At 40.4% G+C, this 25,819-nt stretch carries 26 protein-coding genes and 3 tRNA genes; 26 read left to right on the forward strand and 3 right to left on the reverse strand.

Annotated features, from left to right (window positions below):
• Nucleotides 1-7 precede the first annotated feature (7 nt).
• Genes nuoI through LS74_RS02120 form a run of 8 tightly spaced genes read left to right on the forward strand, consistent with a single transcriptional unit; the run spans nucleotide 8 to nucleotide 9,660 of the window.
• Nucleotides 8-712, forward strand: coding sequence for an NADH-quinone oxidoreductase subunit NuoI (gene nuoI / locus LS74_RS02085; protein ID WP_034587507.1), 705 nt, complete (start codon nucleotides 8-10; stop codon nucleotides 710-712).
• Entirely contained in the window at nucleotides 705-1,226 is a 522-nt protein-coding gene (locus LS74_RS02090) for an NADH-quinone oxidoreductase subunit J (RefSeq protein ID WP_034587508.1), read from the forward strand. The genes nuoI and LS74_RS02090 overlap by 8 nt, the downstream gene beginning before the upstream one ends.
• Entirely contained in the window at nucleotides 1,223-1,525 is a 303-nt protein-coding gene (nuoK, locus tag LS74_RS02095) for an NADH-quinone oxidoreductase subunit NuoK (RefSeq protein WP_002956318.1), read from the forward strand. Before LS74_RS02090 ends, nuoK begins: the two co-directional genes overlap by 4 nt.
• 3 nt (nucleotides 1,526-1,528) lie before the next feature.
• A complete protein-coding gene (gene nuoL / locus LS74_RS02100; protein WP_034587509.1) occupies nucleotides 1,529-3,400 on the forward strand; it encodes an NADH-quinone oxidoreductase subunit L in 1,872 nt (623 codons plus the stop codon).
• 5 nt (nucleotides 3,401-3,405) lie between these two features.
• Nucleotides 3,406-4,992 carry an NADH-quinone oxidoreductase subunit M gene (locus tag LS74_RS02105; RefSeq protein WP_034587512.1) on the forward strand — a complete coding sequence of 529 codons (1,587 nt, stop codon included), beginning with the start codon at nucleotides 3,406-3,408 and terminating at the stop codon, nucleotides 4,990-4,992.
• A 1-nt stretch (nucleotide 4,993) separates the two neighbouring features.
• Nucleotides 4,994-6,457, forward strand: coding sequence for an NADH-quinone oxidoreductase subunit NuoN (gene nuoN / locus LS74_RS02110; RefSeq protein WP_034587515.1), 1,464 nt, complete (start codon nucleotides 4,994-4,996; stop codon nucleotides 6,455-6,457).
• A gap of 38 nt (nucleotides 6,458-6,495) precedes the next feature.
• Nucleotides 6,496-8,856 carry a DUF7494 domain-containing protein gene (locus tag LS74_RS02115; RefSeq protein WP_034587517.1) on the forward strand — a complete coding sequence of 787 codons (2,361 nt, stop codon included), beginning with the start codon at nucleotides 6,496-6,498 and terminating at the stop codon, nucleotides 8,854-8,856.
• A 3-nt stretch (nucleotides 8,857-8,859) separates the two neighbouring features.
• Complete coding sequence (locus tag LS74_RS02120; protein WP_138128736.1) at nucleotides 8,860-9,660, forward strand: HesA/MoeB/ThiF family protein; 801 nt, start codon at nucleotides 8,860-8,862, stop codon at nucleotides 9,658-9,660.
• A gap of 34 nt (nucleotides 9,661-9,694) precedes the next feature.
• On the opposite strand, the gene LS74_RS02125 is transcribed toward LS74_RS02120, so the two are convergent.
• Nucleotides 9,695-10,759 (reverse strand): bifunctional 3,4-dihydroxy-2-butanone 4-phosphate synthase/GTP cyclohydrolase II, encoded by a 1,065-nt coding sequence (locus tag LS74_RS02125; RefSeq protein WP_034588606.1) that lies wholly within the window; start codon nucleotides 10,757-10,759, stop codon nucleotides 9,695-9,697.
• Between the two features lie 146 nt (nucleotides 10,760-10,905).
• Nucleotides 10,906-11,343: a Dps family protein gene (locus tag LS74_RS02130; protein ID WP_034588608.1), complete on the reverse strand. Its 438-nt coding sequence runs from the start codon at nucleotides 11,341-11,343 to the stop codon at nucleotides 10,906-10,908.
• Nucleotides 11,344-11,584: 241 nt separating this feature from the next.
• Between LS74_RS02130 and LS74_RS02135 the strand changes: the two genes are divergently transcribed.
• The 16 genes from LS74_RS02135 (at nucleotide 11,585) to LS74_RS02215 (ending at nucleotide 22,444) form a co-directional block, all read left to right on the forward strand.
• Nucleotides 11,585-11,659 (forward strand) — tRNA-Gln (locus LS74_RS02135).
• 64 nt (nucleotides 11,660-11,723) lie between these two features.
• Nucleotides 11,724-11,800: transfer RNA gene (locus LS74_RS02140), tRNA-Met, on the forward strand.
• A gap of 64 nt (nucleotides 11,801-11,864) precedes the next feature.
• Nucleotides 11,865-11,941 (forward strand) — tRNA-Arg (locus LS74_RS02145).
• Between the two features lie 101 nt (nucleotides 11,942-12,042).
• On the forward strand, nucleotides 12,043-13,911 hold the full coding sequence (locus tag LS74_RS02150) for a glycosyltransferase (RefSeq protein WP_236096776.1): 1,869 nt from the start codon (nucleotides 12,043-12,045) through the stop codon (nucleotides 13,909-13,911).
• A gap of 90 nt (nucleotides 13,912-14,001) precedes the next feature.
• On the forward strand, nucleotides 14,002-15,189 hold the full coding sequence (locus LS74_RS02155; protein ID WP_138128738.1) for a glycosyltransferase family 9 protein: 1,188 nt from the start codon (nucleotides 14,002-14,004) through the stop codon (nucleotides 15,187-15,189).
• Nucleotides 15,186-15,932, forward strand: coding sequence for a class I SAM-dependent methyltransferase (locus tag LS74_RS02160; RefSeq protein WP_138128740.1), 747 nt, complete (start codon nucleotides 15,186-15,188; stop codon nucleotides 15,930-15,932). The genes LS74_RS02155 and LS74_RS02160 overlap by 4 nt, the downstream gene beginning before the upstream one ends.
• A complete protein-coding gene (locus LS74_RS11215) occupies nucleotides 15,929-16,087 on the forward strand; it encodes a hypothetical protein (RefSeq protein ID WP_236096762.1) in 159 nt (52 codons plus the stop codon). Before LS74_RS02160 ends, LS74_RS11215 begins: the two co-directional genes overlap by 4 nt.
• Before the next feature lie 59 nt (nucleotides 16,088-16,146).
• Nucleotides 16,147-16,881, forward strand: coding sequence for a hypothetical protein (locus LS74_RS02165; protein ID WP_236096763.1), 735 nt, complete (start codon nucleotides 16,147-16,149; stop codon nucleotides 16,879-16,881).
• 27 nt (nucleotides 16,882-16,908) lie between these two features.
• Nucleotides 16,909-17,757, forward strand: coding sequence for a class I SAM-dependent methyltransferase (locus LS74_RS11220; RefSeq protein ID WP_236096764.1), 849 nt, complete (start codon nucleotides 16,909-16,911; stop codon nucleotides 17,755-17,757).
• 32 nt (nucleotides 17,758-17,789) lie between these two features.
• On the forward strand, nucleotides 17,790-18,668 hold the full coding sequence (locus LS74_RS11225; RefSeq protein WP_236096765.1) for a class I SAM-dependent methyltransferase: 879 nt from the start codon (nucleotides 17,790-17,792) through the stop codon (nucleotides 18,666-18,668).
• 82 nt (nucleotides 18,669-18,750) lie between these two features.
• Nucleotides 18,751-19,569 carry a hypothetical protein gene (locus LS74_RS11230; protein WP_236096766.1) on the forward strand — a complete coding sequence of 273 codons (819 nt, stop codon included), beginning with the start codon at nucleotides 18,751-18,753 and terminating at the stop codon, nucleotides 19,567-19,569.
• A 10-nt stretch (nucleotides 19,570-19,579) separates the two neighbouring features.
• Entirely contained in the window at nucleotides 19,580-20,308 is a 729-nt protein-coding gene (locus LS74_RS02200) for a polysaccharide deacetylase family protein (RefSeq protein ID WP_236096767.1), read from the forward strand.
• Nucleotides 20,309-20,327: 19 nt separating this feature from the next.
• Complete coding sequence (locus LS74_RS11235; RefSeq protein WP_233705560.1) at nucleotides 20,328-20,609, forward strand: polysaccharide deacetylase family protein; 282 nt, start codon at nucleotides 20,328-20,330, stop codon at nucleotides 20,607-20,609.
• 23 nt (nucleotides 20,610-20,632) lie between these two features.
• Nucleotides 20,633-21,439: a methyltransferase domain-containing protein gene (locus LS74_RS02205; RefSeq protein WP_236096768.1), complete on the forward strand. Its 807-nt coding sequence runs from the start codon at nucleotides 20,633-20,635 to the stop codon at nucleotides 21,437-21,439.
• Nucleotides 21,440-21,488: 49 nt separating this feature from the next.
• Complete coding sequence (locus LS74_RS02210) at nucleotides 21,489-22,133, forward strand: class I SAM-dependent methyltransferase (RefSeq protein WP_052086496.1); 645 nt, start codon at nucleotides 21,489-21,491, stop codon at nucleotides 22,131-22,133.
• The gene (locus LS74_RS02215; protein WP_167480461.1) at nucleotides 22,130-22,444 is read left to right on the forward strand and encodes a hypothetical protein; all 315 of its coding nucleotides are present in this window, start codon (nucleotides 22,130-22,132) and stop codon (nucleotides 22,442-22,444) included. Before LS74_RS02210 ends, LS74_RS02215 begins: the two co-directional genes overlap by 4 nt.
• Here LS74_RS02215 and LS74_RS02220 read toward each other — a convergent pair.
• Complete coding sequence (locus tag LS74_RS02220; protein ID WP_034589055.1) at nucleotides 22,437-23,285, reverse strand: polyphenol oxidase family protein; 849 nt, start codon at nucleotides 23,283-23,285, stop codon at nucleotides 22,437-22,439. The genes LS74_RS02215 and LS74_RS02220 overlap by 8 nt on opposite strands.
• Before the next feature lie 126 nt (nucleotides 23,286-23,411).
• Here LS74_RS02220 and nrfH point away from each other — a divergent pair, with 126 nt between their 5' ends.
• On the forward strand, nucleotides 23,412-23,924 hold the full coding sequence (nrfH, locus tag LS74_RS02225) for a cytochrome c nitrite reductase small subunit (RefSeq protein WP_002956289.1): 513 nt from the start codon (nucleotides 23,412-23,414) through the stop codon (nucleotides 23,922-23,924).
• A 24-nt stretch (nucleotides 23,925-23,948) separates the two neighbouring features.
• The gene (locus tag LS74_RS02230; protein ID WP_138128744.1) at nucleotides 23,949-25,799 is read left to right on the forward strand and encodes an ammonia-forming cytochrome c nitrite reductase subunit c552; all 1,851 of its coding nucleotides are present in this window, start codon (nucleotides 23,949-23,951) and stop codon (nucleotides 25,797-25,799) included.
• Nucleotides 25,800-25,819: the final 20 nt, after the last annotated feature.

The raw sequence follows: 25,819 nt of genomic DNA on the forward strand, positions 1-25,819 counted from the left end.
GTGTGTTATGAAAACAGGATACAGAATCTTACCGCCCCGCAATAAGCGTGAAAAACAGCCTTTTCTCTCACGCGTTGCACTCACTTTCAAAACAAGCTTTAGCCTTGATTTGTTAAGTGGCTTAAAAACTGCACTTGGCGCGTTTTTCTCCCCAAATGTTACGGTGCAATACCCATTAGAATCTAATCCCTTAAGCCCACGATATAGAGCCATTCACAAACTACAAAGACTTTTAGAATCTGAAAATGAGCGTTGTATTGGCTGTGGGCTATGTGAAAAAATATGCACGAGCAACTGCATACGCATTATTACCGATAGGGGCGAAGATGGGCGTAAAAAAATCTTAGATTATAGTATCAACTTTGGGCGTTGTATTTATTGTGGATTGTGTGCTGAAGTCTGCCCCGAGCTTGCCATCATACACGGCAAGGGCTTTGAGAATGCAAGTGTGCAAAGAGCACATTTTGGCTTCAAACCTGAACTTTTAGAATCTCAATCTTCACTCATAGAATATGGTGGCTTCGGCTCTGTGTCCTACAATGCCGATGAGCGTATGATAAAAACGCCTCTAAGCTATGTGCTAGATTCTACAAAACAAGAATCCACACAAGATTCACAAAACACACAACAAGCCTTGCAAGATTCTACAAAGCCTAGCGACACACAAAGTGTAACAAATGATAACAATCCAAAGGAGAGTGCTAATGTTTGAGAGTATTTCATTTTATCTTTTTAGCACATTATGTATTGTCAGCTTTCTTATTGTGGTGAGTTCATCGCGTATTATCTATGCGATGACTGCCCTAGCAGGTGGAATGATTTTCATCTCTGGAATCTTTTTTACACTTGGGGCGGAGTTTATAGGAGCGGTGCAAATTGTCGTGTATGGTGGCTCTGTGGTGGCACTCTATGCGTTTGCGATGATGTTTTTTGACACTTCAAAAGATGTTATAGAATCTCGCAAGAACGAATGGGTAATCTCTGTGCTGTGTGTGGGGATATGTGTGGTGCTAGTAATAATGTTTGGGCTGCCTTTACTTGGCAATCAGCTTGAGACTATCGCAGATTCAGTAAATTTGCTTGATTTTGCTGAGATGAGCAATATTCAAAAAATTGGCTATGTGCTTTTCACACAATACCTTATCCCCTTTGAACTTGCCGCACTTATGCTGCTTGTAGCGATGGTTGCAGGCATAGTTCTTAGTGTCAAAAAGGAGAAAAGATGATAAGCCTTAATCACTATCTGCTTTTATCCGCTCTGCTGTTTTGCATTGGGCTATTTGGAATCCTAAGGCGAAAAAATATTCTTATGCTATTTTTTTCAACTGAAATTCTCCTTAATGCTGTCAATATCGGCTTTGTAGCCATTGGCTCGTATTTACACGACTTGAATGGAGAGATTTTCGCGCTTTTTATTATCGCTATTGCCGCAGCTGAAATCGCTGTGGGGCTTGGGCTTGTTGTCATTTGGTATAAAAAGCACCATACGCTTGATATTAACACACTCAAAAGCCTTAAAGGATAAATTATGAGACTTGACACCCAAACACTCATTTGGCTTACTTATCTAGCCCTTTTTGCCCCGTTAGCTGGGGCAGTATTTGCCGCATTTTTAGGACATAGAAAAAAGATTTTACTTGTTGGGATTGTGCCTACTTTGCTACTTTTCTGTTCTTTATGTGCTTCTGTTCTTATCTTTTGGGAAATCTATCATAATAATATTGTTATTCATATTGATTTTTTAGATTGGATTGAAGCGGGGGATTTTTATAGCTCATTTGGCTTTATGATTGATAGTGTAAGTGCGAGTATGATGCTCGTTGTGAGCCTTGTGTCTGCTATGGTGTTTGTGTATTCCATTGGCTATATGAAGCAAGATTCTGGATTTAACCGCTATTTTAGCTACTTAAGCGGATTTGTGTTTTCAATGCTATTGCTTGTAATGAGTGATAATTTCCTTGGGCTTTTTGCTGGTTGGGAAGGTGTGGGGCTATGCTCATATCTGCTTGTTGGATTCTGGTATGAAAGAAAAAGCGCAAATTTTGCTTCCATTGAAGCCTTTGTGATGAATAGAATCGCCGATCTTGCCTTAATTATGGGAATATTTTTAATCTTTTATATTTGTGAAAGCTTGAAATATGATGAAGTATTCCTAGCACTTCAATCAAATGACTTTGACACAAGCACATTGATATGGATTGGTGCTTTACTCTTTGTTGGAGCTATGGGTAAATCGGCACAATTCCCTTTCCACACTTGGCTAGCCGATGCAATGGAAGGTCCCACACCTGTTTCTGCACTCATTCACGCCGCTACGATGGTAACTGCTGGGGTTTATCTCGTGGTGCGGTGCTTTCCTTTGTATGAGATGATTGCTGATATTGGCTTTTTCATCGCTTCGCTTGGTGCATTTGTGGCGTTTTTTGGAGCGAGTATGGCACTTGTTAATAAGGATTTAAAACGCATTATTGCCTACTCTACCCTATCGCAGCTTGGCTATATGTTTGTAGCTGCTGGGCTTGGGGCGTATGCCATAGCACTTTTTCATCTTATCACACACGCCTTTTTTAAAGCCCTGTTATTCTTAGGTGCGGGAAATGTTATGCACGCAATGAATGATAAGCTTGATATTACAAAAATGGGCGGGTTGCATAAAAGTCTGCGTTACACGATGATTATGATGGTTATTGCTTCTCTTGCCTTAGCTGGAATCTATCCTTTTGCTGGATTCTTTTCAAAAGATTTGATCTTAGAAGTTGCCTTCACTCATAACAATATTATTTGGATAGTTTTACTCTTAAGTGCGATTTTTACCGCATTTTATAGCTTTAGGCTACTTATGCTTGTATTTTTTGTTAAGCAAAATCACCACGAACATCCCCACGAGGCGTATTCATATATGCTTCTTGCGATGCTGCCTTTGATGGTTTTAGCCATTATCGCTGGGTTTGGCGGAGTGCTTGAATCTTTCCTTAAAAATGCCTTCCCCGCTTTTTCACTTGAGATTCCACACGATACGCATATCTTGCTGATTGGCGGGACTTTAGGGCTTGTGGGCTTAAGTGTGCTATTTGCTATTATCAAATATGCTCGTGGTGGATTTTCAGCCTTTTGGGAATCTAACTTCTTATATAAGATTCTAAGCAATCAATACTATATCCCAAAGCTGTATGAGATGATTTTCATTAAGCCCTATTACAAATGCGCTCACTTTCTGTGGCAAAAGGTTGAGCTTGGGGGTATTGATAGGTTTGTAGATTCTCTAGCGTTACTTATAAAAGCTCTAGGTCTTAAACTTTCACTTATGCAGAATGGCTCACTTTCCCGTATGCTTCTACTTATGTGCCTTGGGCTTTGTGCTATGCTCTTTGCGTGTGGCATTTACTTTATGTGGAGGTAAAATAGATGAATTATCTTTTAAATATTGTTATATTTTTTCCAGCCTTTGCAGCACTCTTGCTTTATGTGCTAAAGGGTGAAAATAGTCGTATTTTTGCCATTCTTGTTGGCATACTTGAGTTGCTATTTGTGGCGTTGCTATGGAATGAATTTAATGTTAATTATGGCGGGATTCAGCTATCTACGCATTATGAACTTATCTCTTCTTATAATATCAGCTATTTTGTGGGAATTGATGGTATTTCGCTTTTCTTACTTACGCTTAATGCCTTTATCACGCTCCTTACACTCTATTTTTTCAAATATTTAAGGACACCGCTTATTATCGCCATTTTATTCCTTGAAAGCATTATAATGGGCGTATTTAGCGCACTTGATGTGATGATGTTTTATATTTTTTGGGAGCTTTCACTTTTGCCTGTGCTGTATATTATCGGTGTATGGGGCGGAGAGAGAAGAATCTATGCTTCAATCAAATATTTTCTCTACACTTTTGGGGCGTCTTTAATTATGCTTGTTGGAATCTTGTATTTTGCTTATCAATATTTTCTTATTATGGGGGCTTGGAGCTTTAATCTTATTGATTGGTATCAAATCTCACTTGATATAGACACGCAAAAATGGCTCTTTGTGGCTTTCTTTATTGGTATGGCAGTTAAGATTCCTATTTTTCCGCTTCACTCTTGGCAGCCACACGCCTATACGCAAGCTCCACTTGTTGGGTCTGTTTTGCTTTCTGCGGTATTAAGCAAAATGGGGACTTATGGGCTTTTGCGACTTGTATTGCCACTTTTTCCTTTTACAAGTAGCAATATTTCCTTATTTATTGGACTTGTTTGCGTGTTTATGGTGGTTTATGGTGCGTTTATAGCCCTTGCTCAAACAAATCTTAAAACATTTCTTGCGTATAGCTCTCTCTCTCATATGGGGATTATCGTGCTTGGAATCTTCTCACTTAATACAGAGGGCTTAAGTGGAGCGGTGTTTTTTATGGTGACTCACGGCATAGTTGTGGGAGCGTTGTTTATGCTTGTTGGAGTGTTGCAAACACGCACACAAACGCAGGATTTACAAGATGTGCAAGGACTAGCCCATAGTATGCCTAAATATGGTAGCGTATTTGGAATTGTGATGATGTGTTCTCTTGGTTTGCCACTCACAATGGGCTTTGTAGGTGAAGTTTTAAGCTTGTATGGATTTTTTCAAGTTAATCCAATCATTGCTTTTCTAGCAGGCAGTAGCTTTTTTGTCGGGGCAATCTATATGCTTACAATGTTTAGAAAAGTCTTTTTTGGCTCTGCTCTGCCAAAATACACGACATTAAAAGATTTAAACTTGCGAGAAAAAATTGTCTTTATCCCCATTCTTGTGATAATTATATGGCTAGGTGTGTATCCAAAGCCCCTGCTTACGCCTATTAGCACAAGTGCAGAGACACTCAGTCAAGTTATTGCCGCAAAGATTCAGCTCACTAATCCCGCCACAGATAATACAATGGATAATGCCGAAGAAAAGCTAGAATATCCCCTTGGTAACATTCCGCAAGATTTCAATGATGATGGGGTGCTATTTATCCCACGAATAGGAGAATAAAATGCCAGAATCTATGAGTTTTTCACTCACTCAACTCAATATATCACTCCTAATCCCTATGAGTATTTCCCTGCTTGGCGGCATTGTGCTGCTTGGCGTTGGCGTGTTTAACAAAATCAAATCTCGCGATTTATATATCACAATCGCCCTTTTATTTGTCATAGTCAATCTTGGCTTCCTTATCCTTGAGGCAAATCCGCTTTTTGCCCCGGGCTTTTTTGGTATGCTACTTGTAGATGGAATCTCGCTCCTTGCTCAAATTATTATGCTTATCACCACGCTTATACTACTGCTATTTTTTATGCGTCAAAATGCCTTTGATGAGACACAAAATGCGGAGTTTTACGCACTTTTATTATTTGCATTAGTTGGCTTTAGCTTTATGGTATCAAGTCAAAATCTTATCCTTATCCTGCTTGGCTTAGAAACCGCCTCTTTATCAATCTATGCTTTAATCGCCCTGCATAATAAGCAGGTTGCCTTTGAAGCTTCAATCAAATATTTTGTTATGGGAGCTTTAGCTACGGCATTTTATGCCTTTGGTGCGATGCTTTTATACGCCACAACAGGCAGTGTGAATCTTGTGAGTATCGCAAAGTTTTTGCTCCAGCATAATTATGAGCCTTCAATCCTTGTCTTTGCAGGATTCACATTTTTAATCGCCGCTTTTGGATTCAAAATCTCTATGGTGCCTTTTCATACTTGGGTGCCTGATGTGTATGAAGGCTCAAACTCACTTTTAGCCGCATTTATTGCTATTGTGCCAAAAATTGCCGCTTTTAGTGTGATTATAAGCGTGTTTAGCATATTCTTAAAATCCCATAGCCCCTTTGTGGAATACACGCTATACACACTAGTGGTGCTAAGCATTACCCTGCCAAATCTCATAGCCCTAGCTCAAAAAGATGTCAAAAGAATGTTTGCATATAGCTCAATTTCACACTCTGGCTTTGTTTTAGCTGCCATTCTCATTGGCACACAGGAAGCCTTTAGCATTGTCTTTTTATACTGGATTTTATTCCTTTTTGCCAACCTTGGAGCATTTGGAATCTTATGGCTCAGTGCAGATTCTAAATACAATCACTCCTTTAAAAGCTTTAGCGGAATGATAAAGACAAACTCAACTCTAGCTATTTTCCTAAGTCTTTTTATGTTTGCCCTTGCTGGAATCCCGCCATTTTCTGTCTTTTGGGGTAAGATGTATTTGATTTTAGAAGCCTTGAGTGCGGATTATATATTCCTAGCTTTGGTAATGGTGGCAAATAGCACTATAGCGGGCTTTTATTATCTTAAGCTTGTGGTATATATTTTTGCTAAAGATTCAAATGGCATTGGGGATTATCAGCCACCACTTGAGCTTTCAAGCAAGGTTGCTATCGGCATTTGTGCGATTATGAGTGTGGGCTGTATGTTTATGGTCCAAAATTTGCTTGACATTATCTCATACTATCTTAAAATATATTAGAATCTAGTGGCTTAAAGTTAGCCACCTTAGGAGTGTAAGTGCGGATATTATGGGTGGTGTTATTGTGCTGTGTGCCTTTATTTGCTTTAGATGTTACCATAAACTATGGCAAGGAATTAAAAGAGCATTTTTCTGTCCTTAATATCGCCCATAAAGAGCCACTAGAGTGCCAAGAAAATCACGACACACAAGGCGAAGTAACGCATATTGTCTGCACTCTTGATAGAATGCCTATTGCGAGTTTTTCCCCGACAGAGACACTTTTTTTCCGCTTTTGGAGTCGTGTGGTAGATGGGAGATTCTATCTCTATGTAGAGCCAAAGCATAAAATCAAGCTCTTTGCTACACCAAGCGATTTAAAAAAACAAACCCCCATTACAAAAGAACAACCAAAGTTAAGCACTTCGTGGCAAGTTATTGGCTACAAAGAAATAATCCCTTTTTTGAATGACTATGCAAATCAGGCAAAGCCAAAAGGGCTAAACTTCCCCATCAAAATCATAAAAAACAAAGAGCTTTTTTTTAAAGATTTAGATATAGATAGGGGTCCTTTGCATTATGATGAGGGTGAGGACTTTGAAGCCTACAATCACATTAAAACACTCATTAACAATCACAACCATATTGAAGCAGTCAAAGCCATAGATGAAACGCTCATTGCCTATCCTCAAACCATTTTTACCAAAGATTTACTGCTGTATCGCCTAAGGGCATTAGAGCATTTTGATTCTGTTGAAAACAGCGATATGATTGTGGATATGGGAATAAAATGGATTAAAAAATACTCCACAGATTCTAATGTTCCAGAAGTCTTATATTATCTTGGCAATGCCTATGCGGATATGAAGATTCCAAATGAGGCAAAATACTACTTTGAACGCACCATAAGCGAATATCCAGAATCTCGCTATATGCCACTCTCAAAAATGGCTTTAGCAAAAAATTTCAATACAGGTCCAGATTCTAATGTTGCCTCAAAGCTCTTTGCCCAAGCTTACCAAGAGGCAAAAGACCTTGATAGTGCGAGTGCCATAGCCATTGAATGGAGTAAATTCCGTCTGCAAAATCACGATAAAGAACAAGCCCAAAAGCTCCTAGAAACTATGCTTAAAGTCAATCCAAGCTATATTACAAAATATCCAATAAAATCCTATGAATTTTTAAAATTCCTAGCTGAAGAGCAGCTTTTTCTCATTGCTGCACAACTTGGGGAATATCTCTATGACAATCTCCCAAATGACGATGTCTCCGCGGAAGATTTACTCAATAATGTCAGCCTTTGGTATCAAGGGGCAAACGCCACGCAGGACGCACACAGGATTAATAAGATGTTTTTGCAAGAATTTGAGCATCGTCCAAAAGCTGAAGAAGTTAAAGATAGGGACGATAAGCTACTTTTTGCTCTAGCCCAAGATGAAAGTACAGATTCTAAAATTCAAAAATATGACTATATTATTGAAAATTACGCCAATTCACCCGAACAAGAAAAAGCTCTCTTGCTCAAAGCCCAAACGCTTTTTGGTGAGGGCAAATACCAAGAAGTGTTAGCATTAAAAGATATGCTTAAAAATGATCCCATCATTGGTGAATCTTATAGTGCCTTGTTGCACCAAAGCCTAAAAGACAATGACTGCAAACAGGCTTCAAACTATTATTTACAATATCCAAACGCCTCATTGCAAGAGAGTGAGAAAATGCCACTTTTTGACTGCCTTTACGCCCTAGCACTCAATAAACAAGCCGCACAAATCTCGCAAAATATGGCACAATCAAGCAAAGATGTAGAGCAAAAACTTGCGTGGCTTTACAGAGATACGCTTAATTTTGCCAAACTTGGCGATGAGAAAAGTACAGCCCGTGCTGGACGAGATACACTCACTTTGGCTAAAAGTCTTAAAAAGACGCAGTATTATGATGTGGGCTTTACACTCTTTAATACCCTTTCAAGCCTTGATGACAAAGAGGGAATGCTCCAAACTTATGCGTTTTTAAAAGAAACTCAAGCTGATAATCCAAAAATGCTTCAAGTCAATCTCGCCCTACTAAAAAACGCAGAATCTCAAAAAGATGAGCTAGGCATTGAAATTTATGCTAAAGATATACTGCGTTTGCAGAATCTCACAAATGACACAGCAGATTCTCCTTATGTGGATTTTGCCCTAGCTCAAAGCTATATCCGCACACAACGATTTGATGAAACCATCAATGTGCTAGATAAGCTTTTACAAAAAGATATAAATGATGACAATAAACAAAAGGTTCTCTATCTCAAAGGATCTGTGCTAAAAACAAGTGGGCAAGATTCTCAAGCAGCCTTTGAACAATGCGTGAATATCAACTATGAAGGTGTGTGGAAAAGCCTATGCGCACAAGCCCTAAATATTCTTAAAGGCAATTAGTCAATGTATAACTTTAGCCAAGAGCAGTTAAGGCGATATGCTAGGCACTTTAGCTTAAGGGAGTGTGGATTCAAGGGGCAGGAAAAGATTTTAGAATCTAAAGTGCTGATAGTGGGGGCTGGGGGGCTAGGCTCCCCTGTGGCATATTATCTAGCCGCAGCAGGTGTTGGGGAAATAGGCATTATTGATGCTGATAATGTGGATTTAAGCAATTTGCAAAGGCAGATATTGCACTCCACTGCAGATCTTGGCATTCCCAAAGTAGAATCTGCTCAAAAAAAGCTGCAAGCCATTAATCCTGATGTAACTATCACGCCATTTTTATCTATGCTAGATTCACATAATGCCCTTGAGATTATCTCTCAATTTGATGTTGTTGTTGATGGGTGCGATAACTTTGCGAGTAAATTTCTCATAAACGATGCGTGTGTGCTACTGAATAAGCCCTATTCGCACGGGGGAATTTTGCGATTTAGCGGACAGAGTATGAGTGTGAAACCAAACGAAAGTGCGTGCTATGCGTGTATTTTTGATAGCCCGCCACCGCAAGGCAGTGTGCCAAGCTGTGCGGAAGCGGGAGTATTTGGCTCGGTAGCTGGGATTCTAGGAAGCATTCAAGCCACAGAAGTGCTAAAAATCATTACAGGCATAGGAGAGCCACTTTACAATCAGCTTTTAAGCTTTGATTCACTCTCTATGGCTTTTCGCAAAGTCAAGCTAAAAAAGAATCCGCAATGTCGCGTTTGCGGAGAAAATGGCATTACACAACTCCAAAGCTACACTTGGCAGGAATGCAAGCTATAAGATTCAACAAAATTGTATATTTAAGCCACCCATCTCATACTTCAATGCTTTGTTGCAAATGCAAATCAAAACCACTTAAGGCATTGTAGCTTTTATTTGCGTTGTTGGCACAATGAGAACTAAGAAGTGTAAAGTCTTTCACACCAAGTGATTTTAGAATCTGTGCGCCGATTCCAAAGTCTTTCATATCGCCACAATTTTTTGCGATATTTCCACTATTTGCCATATTCTCACTATTTAGGCATACAAGATAGCCGCCTTGCTGTGAAAGTAAGTCTATGCTTTTTTGCAGGGCTTGCCATTCACTAGAATCTGTCAAAAGGGCAATATCGCTACTTGTATTGTGGAATCTAATGAGTGGCGTTGTAGCCTGTGGGCTAAAGCTAAAGGCGATATGGCAATTTTGCAAATGATCTAAAAATGTGATTTTCTCGCATTTTTGCCCCATAAACTCGGCTTTTTCTCGTGAAGTTTCACGCACGAGATTTTCAAAATTTAAGCGATATTGAATGATGTCGCTGACATAGAGAATCTTTAGGTTGTGAATCTTAGCAAAATCAAGTAGGAATTTATCCCCCCGCCCCGCCATCGTGCCATCTTTTTTCATAATCTCACATATCACGCTAATGGGCGAAAGCCCTGCAAGGCGGCAAATATCTACACTGGCTTCTGTATGCCCTGTGCGGATAAGTGTGCCACCACTCTTAGCAATAAGTGGGAAAATATGCCCCGGACGCACAAAATCGCTTGGCTTTGCGTTGTTATCGCACATTAGGCGGATTGTTAAATCCCTCTCATACGCAGAAATGCCCGTTTTTGCTTCCTTGGCGTCAATGGATATGGTAAAGGCGGTTTCGTGGTTGCTGTCATTTCTTTTTACCATTGGGGGCAGGTCTAGCTTATGGGCTAACTCTTGCGTGATAGATACGCAGATTAGCCCCCTTGCCTCTTGTGCCATAAAATTGATTTTCTCTGGTGTGGAAAAGATTCCAGCCATTACCAAATCGCCTTCATTTTCTCTGTCTTCATCGTCCATTATAATAATCATTTCACCTTTTTTAATCGCCTCTATGGCGTCTTTCATACGCGTTTGATACATTGGCTATCCTTGGGTTTTTGAATCTTAAAATGCTGTGATTGTATAAAAATAAAATAAATTACCGTATATAATGAAAGCTAGAGTTTATATTCTTTAAAAGCTAATTTGCCCTAGAACCACAAAGGTAGATTCTAGGGAACAAAAATTTATGCAAGCTGAGATTTTAGCATCCAAATCGCTTTTTGTAGCTCTCCTACCTTATCATCAGCATACGCCGCACTGACCTTGTCTCCTTGGCTGTCTGCTTGGGCTGAAAGCTCGGTAAAGAGTTTGAGAAAATACTCATAATCAGCTAAAACCGCTTGAACAATCTCTTTAGAGCAAAAGCTTGTCTTGCTCTCTTCTTTGATTTTTGCTGCTTTTAGCATATCTGCAAGTGTTACATAAGGCATTTCGCCAAGCTGCAACACACGCTCTGCCACATCATCAAAAACATCAGCAAACTGCTCATAAATCTCCTGTGTCGCCTTATGCGTAGGGTGAAAGTCCATACCCTTCACATTCCAGTGGAAATTATGCACCTTGATGTAAAATACCGATGCATCCGCCTGAATCTGTTTTAAAAGTTCTACAACTTTACTCATATCATTTCCTTTGAAATTAAATTTTCCTTTAAATGCAGCTTGAACACATTGCACGATCACTACATTATTCAAGGAATGGTGTCTATTGTAAAACATATGGAATAACTTATGGCAAATATCAAACTAAGTTTCTATCTTGCCTTGGAATCTTATAAAACATCTCCACATAATTTTGGCTTTGAGGACTTGATTCCCTTGACAAATCGTAGCAAACTCGCTAGAATTGCGTCTCGTTTTTCATTGGGGTATCGCCAAGCGGTAAGGCACCTGGTTTTGGTCCAGGCATTCAGAGGTTCGAATCCTTTTACCCCAGCCACTTCTTTGAACTCACAGGTTTTTTAATTTTCTAGCACTTTTTGTAAAATGTAGTGTTAGTTTGACGCGGGATAGAGCAGTCCGGTAGCTCGTTGGGCTCATAACCCAAAGGTCGGGGGTTCAAATCCCTCTCCCGCAACCAATTTGTTTTTAAGTCCTTAAATTTGTGTTTTACAACATAGAATCTTGATGGCAAATTTAGATATGCGCTCATAGCTCAGCTGGATAGAGCAACGGCCTTCTAAGCCGTAGGTCAGAGGTTCGAATCCTCTTGGGCGTACCACTTCAAAAAAACTATAAAGAGAATGTAGAATTTGTCGTTTAATACAATATTTACTTAGAATTGAAACTAAACTTTGCTTTTGGAGGACTGTATTGAGAATCGTGCATCTTGTGAGTCAAGATAATGGTGGGGCGGGCAGGGCTTGTATAAGACTGCATAAAGCCCTGCTAGAAGCAGGGATAGATTCTATCATCATCACGCAAAACAAAACCACCGACACGCCCAAAGTGCAGCAGCTCGCTCAAACAAAGCTCCAAAAGCTTATCGCTAAAATCCGCCCTTTTCTCTCCCAGCTTCCACTTATGGCTTATCCAAAACGAGTAAAAGACATATTCTCCCCCAATATCCCTATTTTTACCCCAAGCAATCATCTGCTTATCTCAACGATAAATGCCCTAAAGCCAGACATCGTGCATTTGCATTGGGTGGAGAATGGCTTTTTCAGTATCAAAGATTTGCAATCCATACAAGCCCCTATGCTATGGAGCTTGCACGATGCCAACCCCTATACAGGCGGCTGCCACTATGTGGCAGCCGCCTGTATAGGGGTTGGCACTCGTTGTAAAAGCTGCCCCCTATTACAATCTACCCTTCCCTTTGACCTAAGCTTTTGGACATTTAAGCGTAAAGCAAAAACCTATGCCAAACTCAATAATCTTACCATCAATGGCTTATCTCGCTGGATAGCACAAAGCGCGAAAGATTCTGCCCTCTTAGGCTCTAAGCCCATCATCAATCTCCCAAATCCCATTGACACACGCATTTATCGCCCAATACAAAAATCCCTAGCACGAGAAATGTTGCGTATCCACACACCAAAAAAGATGATTAGCTTTGGTGCCATAGGGGCTACTTCAACGCCACGCAAAGGCTTTGATGAGCTAAAAGCCGCGCTAGATTGTCTCCCGCAACATCTTAAAGATAACTGCGAGTTGCTTGTCTTTGGCTCTAGTGGAGGCGAAGTTTTACAGGATATGCCTACGCATTTTTTAGGTGCGTTGCACGATGATATTGCCCTAGCTCTGCTTTATAGTGCAAGTGATGTATTTATTATGCCAAGCTATGTAGAATCCTTTGGGCAAACTGCCCTTGAAGCTTTGAGCTGTGGCACACCGGTGGTGGCATTTGATACAAGCGGACTAAAAGATATTATCACGCACAAACACAATGGCTATCTGGCTAAGTGTTATGACACAAACGATTTGGCAAAGGGTATGGAGTGGATTTTAAGCTGTGAAAGTGCAATATATGAAAACCTTTCAAAAAACGCCCGCTCTTCTGCGATAAAAGCTTTTGAATCATCAAAAGTCGCCAATGCTTATATCAATGCTTACGCACAATTAGCTGGGGGGGGGGCAGTAGATAAAACTTGGCTTATCTCCATTGCCAAGCACGCCCTACACGCACTATTCCCCCATATTTTTACACAGCCTACTTTTTATATCGGCTTTGGTGCGATTGGTGGGGCTAGTGTTGAAAGAAAAGGCTTTAATGAGCTAAAAGCTGCGCTAGATTGTCTCCCGCAACATCTTAAAAGTCAGTGTGAGCTGCTCGTCTTTGGTGGGAATGCTCCACAGATTCAAGGGATTAAGTCCCGCACACTAGGCTTTCTCCACGATGACTACGCCCTATCCTTTGCCTTTAACGCTTGTGATATATTTGTCGCTCCAAGCTTGGCAGAAAATCTAAGCAATGTCATTATGGAATCTCTAGCTTGTGGCACACCGGTAGTAGCCTTTGACATCGGCGGCAATGGCGATATGATTACCCATAAGCACAATGGCTATCTCGCTACAAACCCAAGCGATTTGGCACAGGGAATAAAGTGGATTTTAGCCCAAGATGCAACAGCCTACGCCACACTTGCCCACAATGCCAGAGAATCCGCTTTGAGATTTGAATCTACAAACATAGCAAATACATACGTTGATATGTATAAATTTCTAGCGGGGGGGGGGGAGCAATCATAGATTCTTAAAAGTTATCCCACTCTCTCAAGCACACCGCAATTCTTGCCACAACTTCTTCTCCAATATCTCTAGCACGGGACTTGCAGCATAATGCTAAAGTCCATTTTACGACCGATACTGCTACCTATACTAGAGCCTTGTATCAGTATCCTTGCCTACACAAAGCCCAAGATTCATAGGCAAAAAAGCATTGTTATTCTCCGCACCGATGCCATAGGCGATTATCTGCTTTTTCGCGCATTTTTGAATGAAATAAGAGCTGCTTACCCTACTTACCACATCACGCTTATTGGCAATAGTGCTTGGAGAGATTTGTATGAGTGCTTTGATAGTGCATATTGCGATGAATGCGTGTGGATTAGCACTGCGGATTTTCAAACAAAACGCTTTTACAAGACAATTGCGATTCTACGCCACATCAAGCAAATACGCTATGAGCTACTCATCAACCCCCAGCACTCTAGAGACAAGCTCAATGCTACCATCGCTTCACATATCAATGCCCTAAGCAAAATCGCTCCACAAGGCGATGATGTCAATCTCTCCCCACGCAAAAAGGCAAAGCACGATAGAATCTACTCTACTCTCACCCCAAGTAGCCCAGAAATTCTCTTTGAGTTTTATCGCAACAAGGAGTTTTTTGAGCAGCTATTACAAAAGCCCCTTAGCACCTCGCCAAAGCTCCATCTGCCCCCCCCCACGCCCCCACACTACAAGCAACCTTATAGTATTCTTTTTGTAGGGGCTAGTGCGAAGTATCGCCGCTGGAGTGTGGAGCATTTCGCAGAAGTGGGGGAATATTTGATACAAACACATAATCATAATATTCTTATCTGCGGAGGCAATGGCGATGTAGAAAGTGGATTCTACCTAGAGCAGCTACTACAAGCAAAGGTTAAGGACTGCAAGCAATCTATATACAATCTCACAGGCAAAACCACTCTAGTGGAGCTGGCTTTTCTCGTGTATAACGGCAACCTGCTTGTTTCGAATGAAACAAGCGCGGTGCATTTGGCTGCCTTGTTAGACACGGCGATAATTATCGCCGTGTCTAACGGCAACCATTTAGGGAGATTTATCCCTTATCCCAAAGAGATAAGGGATAAATACTACCCTGTGTTTCACCCATATATCACGGCGAATTACGCCAGATACAAGGAGCTAAGCAATGCCTTTACCTACAAAAGCACACTTGACATCAATGAAATAAAACCCGAGCAAGTTATTGGTATCATAGACCAAATTTACACACAAACCAACATAAAGGAGCGACAATGAGTGAATATTTTGAAGCAAGGGGTGTCTCCCCAGAAACCTACAAGAGAGCGAGTCTGCCAGCATATTTTAAGGAAGTAATGTGCCAACTGCCTAAAAACGCTAGAATCCTAGATTTCGGCTGTGGCTTTGGGCAAAATCTTTTAGCGATTAAAGAGCGTAATTTTGGCTTTGTAGATTCTAACGGGGGGGGGGGGGGCGAATATCAACTGCTTGGCATTGATATAAATCCCAAAGCCATCGCCTATGTGCAAAGCGTAGGCATAGAAGCTATGATATGTGAAAATATCTTTGATTTTAGACCGCAACAGAAGTTTGACCTAGTGATTGCTACGCATATTTTAGAGCATTTGCCAAAGGAGCGGTTGATAGAAGTTCTCTCTCATTTTAAGAGTGATATTTTGAAAGAAGGTGGAAAAATGTTTATAGTAGTGCCAAATGCCCAAAGCCATACAGGCTGCTACTGGGCATATGAGGACTTTACTCACAACACCCTTTTTACAGCCGGAAGCTTACTATATGTGCTAAAAATGGCAGGATTTGCCCATACAGACATTATAGATAAAGACGCGCTTGCAGGGGTAAAGGGGGTAAAAAGAATTATTCGCAAAATCTTTTTGAAACTCTACAAACTAAACTTCGCCTTTTGGAATCGTATCACAAATAGTGCTTTTCACGCGCCGAGTCCGCAAATTTTCAGCTATGAGATAAAGGCTCTAGCCTATTCAAAAAAGGAGCAACAATGAAAAATTTTCTTAAAAAAATCTTAGCAAAGCTTAGATTCTACTTCACCCATAGGCTAGATTCTAAGCTTGATAAACTTACTATGCTACACGCTGATCTTCTGTCAATGCAACACAAAGAGCTTTATAAGAGAACAATTAATGGGGGGGGGCAGTAGATATTAGGGATTTTGAGTTTAGTGCGTATTCGCAAAATGGTGAAGATGGAATCTTGGATTTGCTTCTTGAAATTTTAGAGCTAGATTCTAGCCACTCTCCTTATCCTCGTGCTTTTGTGGAATTTGGTGTGCAAGATTATACAGAATCTAATACGCGCTATCTTTTGAAAAAACGCAATTTTATGGGGCTTATTATGGACGGCAATGCTAAGCATATAGAATCTATCAAGCAAGATGAGCTGTATTGGAAGCACGATATAGAAGCACAATGCGCCTTTATCACAAGAGAAAATATCAATGCGTTAATCAAGCAATGGCTAGATTCTAGAAAGCTAGACAATATCGCTCTTTTAAGCATTGATATTGACGGGGTGGATTATTTTGTATGGGAAGCCATAGAATGCGTAAGACCTGCTATCGTGGTGATTGAGTATAATGCGATATTTGGAGAAAATCTTAGTGTCAGTGTGCCATACAGGGCGGATTTTGAGCGATTTTTAGCACATCATAGTGGGCTATATTTTGGTGCGAGTATAAAAGCTTTAATCGCACTTGGCAAAAAGAAAGGATATGTATTTATCGGGGCAGATTCTAGCGGGACAAATCTATTTTTTATCCACGAAAGCCTAGAATCTAAACTTGCATTTACCACTGCCCCTTTGCAAGAGTATTGCTCCACGCACCACGCAAGGCAAAGTCGCGATACGCTTGGCAATCTCTCATTTTTGCAAGGCGATGAGAGATTTGATAGTATTAAGCACCTGCCTTTGCATACTTGCAAAGATTTTAACTAACATTTTAATAAACAAAAAGGAGATAAGATGAAAACACAACACAACAAACACCATATCCCTTGTAAAATCTGCGGCACACAAAGTCAGCTTGCCTTTTTCGCACAGATTTTGCACACATTCAATGAGCCTTTTTACAAATGCCAAAACTGCGGATTTTTAAGCTGCAATGAAGCACATTGGCTACCACAAGCCTACAAAAATGCAATCAACATTTCAGACACAGGCATAGTAGCGCGCAACCTTTACCTATATAAAATCGTATCCTGCGTAGCAGCGATTTTTTTTGGTATGCATACTAAAAGCGAGATTTTAACGGGGGGGGGGATAAGTGAAAAGAGTTTGCTTGATTTTGGCGGTGGGAGTGGGCTACTTGTGCGACTGCTTCGTGATGTGGGGATAGAGAGTTATTGGAGTGATGAATATTGTGACAATCTGTTTGCTAGGGGGTTTGAGTGGCAGAAGGATAGAAAGCCCACTTTGGCAACTTGCTTTGAAGTGTTTGAGCATTTGCCAAATCCTAGAGAGCAGATAGATTCTATGTTACAAATCTGTCCCAACCTACTTTTCTCTACCGAGCTTCTCCCCTGCCCCATTCCAGAATCTAGCGGAGCGAATGCGTGGTGGTATTATGGCTTTTCACACGGACAGCATATCAGCTTTTATACCTACAAATCCCTAGAGTTCATCGCCAAAGCCCATAATCTACATTTTTGCTCCTATGGGGGCTTACATTTATTTAGTCAGTCTCCTATCTCGCCATTATATTTTAAATGGATTATCAAACTAGCACACAAGGGACTTTTTAAGATTATTAAAAAACGCTTTATCTCTAAAACGATGAGTGATTGTGAAAAATTAAATCAAATGGAGTTATAATGCCATGTTTTATTTGACATAAAGGATATAGAATGAAGCGTTTAAACTTTGCCTGTGGCAGTAGAATCCACCCTGATTGGATAAATATTGACTTTAGCCCTATTGATAAAAGAGTGAAAAAAGTAAATCTTCTTCGCACACTTCCCTTTGCTGATAAAAGCTTTGATGTAGCGTATAGCAGCCACTTTTTAGAGCATTTAGCTCCGCAAAAAGCCCTGCAAATCCTTAAAGAAATCAAAAGAATCTTAAAGCCAAATGGCATTGTGCGTCTTGTCGTGCCAGATTTAGAAAATCTCGCCTCTGTGTATCTCTCTACACTCTCACGCCTTGTGGATTCTAGTGTGGATTCTAAAAAGAGAGATTTTAACGGGGGGGGGGGGCGAGAAATGCCCACACAAGAATTTGAAAGGCTTGAGTTTGAGTATGATTGGCTGACGATTGAGATGTTTGATCAAATGGTGCGTATGCGAAGTGGCGGAGAGATGGGAGAGTGTTTCCACAACATAGCAGTAAGCAGAGATAGGATAAAAGCGGATTTTATAGAGCAACGAGTAGGCGAAAGGCTCATAGCTCCCCACACTACTACAAAACCTAGCCTACAATCCAAAATCACCCTTGATAAACTCACAAACAAAATTCTAAATCTCTATCTCAAAGCCCTGTATTTTCTAGCCCCTTCTAGCATACGCGATGAAGTCTTTATCCGCACAAGCATTGGTGAGCGGCATAAATGGGCGTATGATAGATTCTCACTACATAGACTGCTTACACAAGCGGGATTTAGCGATATACAAATAATGCGTTACAATCACTCTCAAATCCCAAACTTTAACGCATATTTACTAGATATAAACGCCGATGGCAGCCCATACAAAGGCATATCAAGCTTATATATGGAAGCTAGAGCGTAGATTTTTAAACTATCTAAACTATCAAGGAATATTTAAGATTGCAAAATGTAGAATCCACGCCATTTTGATCTTAGGAAACATTATGGCAAACAGCACATTACGCACTATGCTTAGGTGTCCGTGGCGAATTTTCAATCAATGCAAAATAAAAGTTCTGCAACGCTACAATCGCCTATGTCGCCCACCAAAATGGCATAATCTCCGCTCTATTAAACCTATCTCGCAAGTCTTTGGCTTTGATCGCGGCACACCCATTGATAGAATCTACACCAATGACTTCTTGTCAGCAAACACACATTTTATACAAGGTAGAGTATGTGAAATCGCCGAAAACACCTACACCAAAACTTTTGGAAGCAATGTAAATAAAAGTGAGATTCTCCATTACACCACAGAAAACAAAAACGCTACGATTATAGGCGATCTTACACAGCACAGCACTTTGCCACAAGGTATTTTAGACTGCTTTATTTGCACGGTTACGCTCAATTTCATCTATGATTATAAAGCAGCGATTAAGGGTATATATTTAATGCTAAAAAGTAATGGGGGGGGGGGCATAACAAACTCAATGCGTGAAACAAGCCCAACAAATCAATCTATAAATCCACCCGCAAGACCATCTGGCACCGCCCTTGTAACCGTAGCAGGACTTGTGCAGATTTCACAATATGATTATGAGAGATGGGGAGATTATTGGCGTTTTACGGATATGGGGATTAAAAGGGATTTTGAAGAAGTCTTTGGCAAAGGGAATGTGGAAGTTGGCACTTATGGTAATGTTTTGAGTGCCACAGCAGAGCTGCAAGGCATCGCCGCTGAAGAGCTTAAGCACGATGAGCTTTTCTACAATGATCCACGCTATCCTGTGCTAATAACCATTGTGGCTAAAAAATATTAGGAGTACAACTTTGAGGTATTACATCAACAAAATACGCGATACTCTCTCGCAGTTTGAATCTATTCAGCGATTATTTAAAGGCAGTGGAGTGATTGTAATGCTTCATAGAATCGCCCCTTTTGAAGATAAACTCTCACCCAATGAAGCTATGAAAGTTAGTCCTGAATTTTTAGAATCTTTCATTATTCAAGCATTGGACTTAAAATATCACTTCCTTAGCCTTGATGAGCTCTATGATGGGCTACTGCATAATAATTTACCAGAATATTTTATCTGCTTTACCATTGATGATGGCTATAAGGATAATCTTACCTTTGGCTATCCTATTTTTGCCAAATACAATATCCCATTTTGCATTTACATCTGCACCTCTTTTCCAGAATCTAGCCATAATATGTGGTGGTTTGCCTTAGAAGATCATCTTTTAACACACGATAACATTACTTATAAAAATGCGGAGTATGACATCTCAACAAAAGCCCTAAAAGAAGCGATGTTTCTTACAATGAGAGCTGATATAATCACACAAATTGATAGCTATGAAAACTGCAAACAAACCCTTGAAAATTTTGGAATCTTCTATAATCCACGCGATTATGACAATCTCACACTTTCTTGGGAAGATATAGCCTTCCTCCATACTCAAAAGCTAGAAAATACATCTAAAAATACGCTGGGGGGGGGGGCAAAGACAACTTTGCACCATAGGCTGCCACACTCACTCACACCCTATTTTTAATAATCTTAGCAATGATGAAATAGCACAAGACATAGCAAAAGCTCAAAAACTTTTTTTACAAAATCTTCACTTCACGCCTACGCATTTTGCCTATCCTTTTGGCAGTAGAGTAGAGGTAAGCCCACATCATTTTTCACTCATACAAAACCTAGGCTTTAAAACCGCCACCACAACGAGACACGGAAGCATTTATCCCCAACACACTAAGTCTCTCCACGCTTTGCCTCGTGTGTTTTTTAGTGAAAATTTTATGCTAGAATCCGCCTTTAAGATTCGTAAACAACGCATTGTAACAGCTTGATACAATTTAAACAAGGAGAGAAAATGACTATCAACTTACAAGAGAAAAATCTCACAGAGCAAGAAAGACTAGGCGTAGAGCAACTACTACAATCGCAGAATCCAAACATTGCTGATGATTTAGAGCAGATTTGGTATCTACTCAATAAAACTTGGCAGGATATGGGCTGTGATAACAAAAACTTAAATTGGGATACAATCGCTCAATTTTACGCTCACCCTGTATGGCTACTCAATGGGCTTTTTATAGAAACGCACGAGCTTTCAATGCAAATACGCAAAAACATAGCCCTATATATTTCACAGCAAGGCTTTAAACGCATTTGTGATTATGGCGGAGGGTTTGGCACATTAGCACGAGAAATCGCACAAATTTGCCCAGATATTGAAATTGACATATACGAACCATTCCCAAGTGAATATGGCAAAAAGTGTATAGAGAATTTTGCAAATATCCACTTTGTAGATGAGCTTAAAAAAGATTATTATGACTGCCTTGTCTCAACAGATGTGCTAGAACACGTAGATAATGTGCTAGAGACATTTAACATAATGCTTGAAAGTCTGCAAATAGGCGGCAAGGCACTTATTGGCAATTGTTTTTACCCTGTAATTGACTGCCATTTGCCAAAGCATTTTCACTTCCGCTACACTTTTAAGCATATCGCCACACTTATGGGTGCTACGCATATTGGCGATATACAAGGGGCAGAATATGTCCAAATCTATCATAAATCTAAACCCACGCGAGTGAATCTAGCTGTGAAATTAGCGGGGGGGGGGGAGCAAATGTTTATTCCCCTTGCTGAATATGGTGCGATTTGTGCTTAGACCCTGTGTGAGGTTATTAAGAAAACTAAAAAAGAAAAAGGAGCTTTAAATGACGCCACAACCCTGCATACTCTGCCACAGCAATGATACACATATCACACAAAATATAAATAAAGATGAGCTTATCGCTCTGTATAAAAGGAGTTTTGGCACTGATATACAGTCACTTATCACAAGTGATTTACTCTATCATCACTGCAAGGCTTGTGATTTGCGATTTTTCACCTGTGAAGATGGCTCTATCCCCACCGGTGATGATGCCTTCTACAATGCCCTAAATCAGCTTGATTGGTATTATTTTAGTGAAAAGCACGAATACCACTTTGCTAAAAAATTCATCGCTAAAGATTCTAAAGTCTTAGAAGTAGGCTGTGGCAAAGCAGCCTTTGCCAACTTTCTGCCACAAGAGACAAAGCCCCACTATGTCGGCTTAGAGTTCAGCACGCAAGCAAAGCAAATGGCGGCAAAAAATGGAATCGTCATTGAAAATATATCTGTTGAAGAGTTTGCAAAATCACACGCACAAACTTTTGATGTCGCGTGTAGTTTCCAAGTTTTAGAGCATACGAGCAATCCAAACTCTTTCATACAAGCTCAAATTGACTGCTTAAAAGCTGATATTTTAACTGGGGGGGGGGGCGAGATAAGATCCCATATCTCATCATCGCCGTGCCAAGCGAAGATAGCTTTTTGAAGCATTGTGTCAATGGTATTCTTAATATGCCGCCTCATCATATCTCCCGCTTTAGTGATAAAACTCTCCAAGAAATAGCTAGAATCTTTAATCTTACATTGCTAGAAATTTACCACGAGCAAGTCCAGCCAGAGCATATTGATTTCTACAAAGCCACAATGTGGGCGAAGCTCTTTTTGCCAACTCCGCTCATAGACAGGGGATTGGCAAGAAAATTCATCAATAAAGCAGGATTTATCGGCAGATCTTTTATCAAAATCCCACCCAACGCAAAAGGACACACCGCAGTAGCAATATACACACTTAAATAATGCCCTTTTTTAGCATTGCCAAAAGTCCAAATCGCCCTGTGGAATGCTCCCTCCTATACGAGTATAGCCCACTCTCACAGCTTGAGCAAAATGGGCTTATCTCCACCTGACTAGGTTTCAAGCCTAGATTCTCACTTTGCTGCTTAAGACAAACAATCAAGTCAAGATTCTTCCCCTGAAACACATCATTAAATCCCAAAATCTCCGCTTGTGTGCGTATCTCCTCCCCCACTTCATAACAACACGAACGGATAGAGGCTCCCACATACATCAGGCAGTCCTCTACCCTCGTGCCATACACTTCACTCATACGCTTAAAAACAAAGGGCAAAATCCCATCAAACACGCCCTTACGCCCAGCGTGTATCACACTCACAACCCCATTTTTCCTATCATAAAGCAATATAGGGTTGCAATCTGCCACCATAACAAAAACAAGCACATTTGACAAATGCGTGATAATCGCATCTGCCTCGCCAAGACACATACCCCCATCACGCCGCCTATATTTTGAAACAAGATTCTCATCTACAACCACACTTTTTGTGCTATGAATCTGCTGACAATAAAACATAGGGATATTTTTAGCAAAATCCCTATCCGCCCCACTCTCACTAGTCCCAAGCCCAACTCTAGAATCTGCCTTGCCAAAAGTTTTTACAAACGCTTCTTTCACACGCCTATGATTTGTATCTACACTTTGCTTACAATCTCCCACACCATAGCCAAGATTGAGCGTATTAAATACCCCTTCACTCACTCCACCATAGCGATCGCTCAAGGCAAAACATACATTTTCATTCTTAAAAAGTGGAGATTCTAAACTTGTATAAAAAAACATAACATCTATTCCTTATTTTTGATGTAAATCAAATCATTTTCAATATGATAATAATAAAATTCTAGCGAGTGTTTTCTTAATTCTCACTCGGCAACACAAATAAGGCAACAACTTAAGGAGGGTCTATTGAAACAAAGCCAACAAAAAAAGTCCTTCTCTCTCATTTCAAGCATTTTTGCCATTCTGCTCGTTGTAATACTTATCCTAGCGTGTTATACTTTCTATAATGCAAAGGGAATGTCTTATCTTAGCAACGATTCAGAAGCGTGCAATAACTGCCATATTATGAATGAAGTGTATAGCGACTATCTCAGTGCGCCCCATTCACAAAAGATTGCAGGGCAACCAAGGGCTACTTGTAATGACTGCCACTTGCCACACGGATTTGTTTCTAAATGGATTGCCAAGGCAAAAAGTGGTGTAGGACACGCTTATGCTTTCACTTTTGAACTTGAATCTTTGCCAACCAATCTTAGTGCAAACGAGGCAAGTAAGCAAATGGTGCAAGATAACTGCGTGCGATGTCATATTGAATATGTCCAAAATGCGGTCAATCCCACGACCATACCCGGACACGATAGCAGTGCTTTAAGCTGTGTATCTTGCCACGAAGGCGTGGGGCATAAACGCGGATTTTAAATAAACTTACTAAAGGAGGAAAAAATGCAGAAAAAGAAAGGAATGCTACCCATACTTGTTGTTGTAGCTATTGTTGTGATTGTTGGGCTTTTATGGCTTAATCAAGATATTTCATCAAAACAAGCGGGAAATACTGGTGTCATCTCTAAACAGCTTGTGGAGCTTACTGATGAGAATCCAACTTTTGACTTTTGGGGTAAAAACTTCCCAGAATACCTTGATATGTATCTCAAAGTGGAAACAGAAGCACCAAAATATACAAATTTTGGTGGGAATCTTGCCTATTCAAAGCTTATCCGCTACCCACAACTCACGATTTTGTGGGCGGGATATCCATTTAGCCTTGATGCCAACGAAGAAAGAGGGCATTTTTGGATTCAAGTGGATCAAATGGATACAGCAAGAAACAATAAAGACTTCCTAAACGCACACGGATTTGCGAAATTTGGCGGACAACCCGCTGCGTGTATGAACTGCCATAGCGGTTGGACACCTTGGCTTATCAATAATGTAGCCAAAGGCGATTTCACCGCATTTAATAGCACAAAATATTGGACAATGATTAAAAATGTCCCCACGCGTAATGGCATAAAAGAGGGTTCTGCTGAACACGGCGGACCACACGGAGGCAAGAGAATGGGTGTTACTTGTGCAGATTGCCACAATCCTGATGATATGAGCCTAAGAGTGGTGCGTCCAGCCCTTATTAATTCACTTGTGGATAGAGGCTACCAAAAAGACCCGATTCAAGGTATCAAAGCGGACAGAAAAGAGATGAGAACGCTTGTTTGTGCGCAATGCCACGTGGAATACTACTTCAAGCCCACAGGTGAGAAAGTCAAGGTTATGGGAGAAACTATCGCAAGTGATGAAAGCCAAAAATGGTGGAATGGCACACAAAAGACTTATGATGAGTATGAGCATTGGCGAAATGGCAATAAAGCTACTGAAATAGAAGTAGATGGCATTAACCTTACATTCCCGTGGAGTGCGTGGAAAAAAGGTGAGCCTTTTAGAATTGAAATGTTTGATGCTCACTATGATGCGGTGCGACCGATATTTAAAGAGGATTGGACACATAAAGAAACTAAAGCTCCTATGATTAAGATTCAACACCCTGAGTATGAGATGTTTAGCGGTGGGGTGCACGCAGCTAATGGCGTAAGCTGTGCGGATTGTCATATGCCTTATGTCAAGGGTGCAGGTGGCAAGAAGATTACGCAACACAACATCACTTCACCACTTTTTGATATCAACTCTGCGTGTAAGACTTGCCACACACAAAGCGAAGAATATCTCAAAAAGCAAATTGCAGATATTCAAAAATCTGTCGCCTTTGATTTGAGAAGTGCGGAGTATGCGACTGTAAGCCTTATTTTTGATATTAAGAAATTGCGTGAAGAGCTAGGCAAACTTCCTGCATATCAAACCGATGGCAAACCAGATGACGCTAAAATCTCAAAAGCTCTAGCTGAGCCACTTGAACTCCATAGAAAAGGGCAAATGCGAGGTGATTTTGTCGGGGCGGAAAACTCCACAGGATTCCACAATCCAAGGGAAGCTAGTCGTATGCTACTTCAAGCGGTAGAAATGGCACGTATGGGACAAACAAAGCTTGTTGAAATCGCAAGTCAAAATGGCATTAAAAACTTCAAAACTTCAAATCTTGGCTTTGAGGAGATTCAAAAGTTTAATCCCGGTGAGATTGTGTATAAAATTGACCTTAATGGACACACAGCAGGTGAGCGATACTACAAACATCACGAAGTTAATGGCGAAGCTCCAAAGGAACTTTTAGAGCTTGATAAAAATACAAAGCCTTATAATTTCAGTGAAATTGACAAAACTTCTGCAAGTGCCATAAGCACAAAATAATCTTTCTCTCATATTCCTAG

Source organism: Helicobacter magdeburgensis (assembly GCF_000765825.2).
In the GTDB taxonomy this organism is placed as follows: Bacteria; Campylobacterota; Campylobacteria; order Campylobacterales; family Helicobacteraceae; genus Helicobacter_C; species Helicobacter_C magdeburgensis.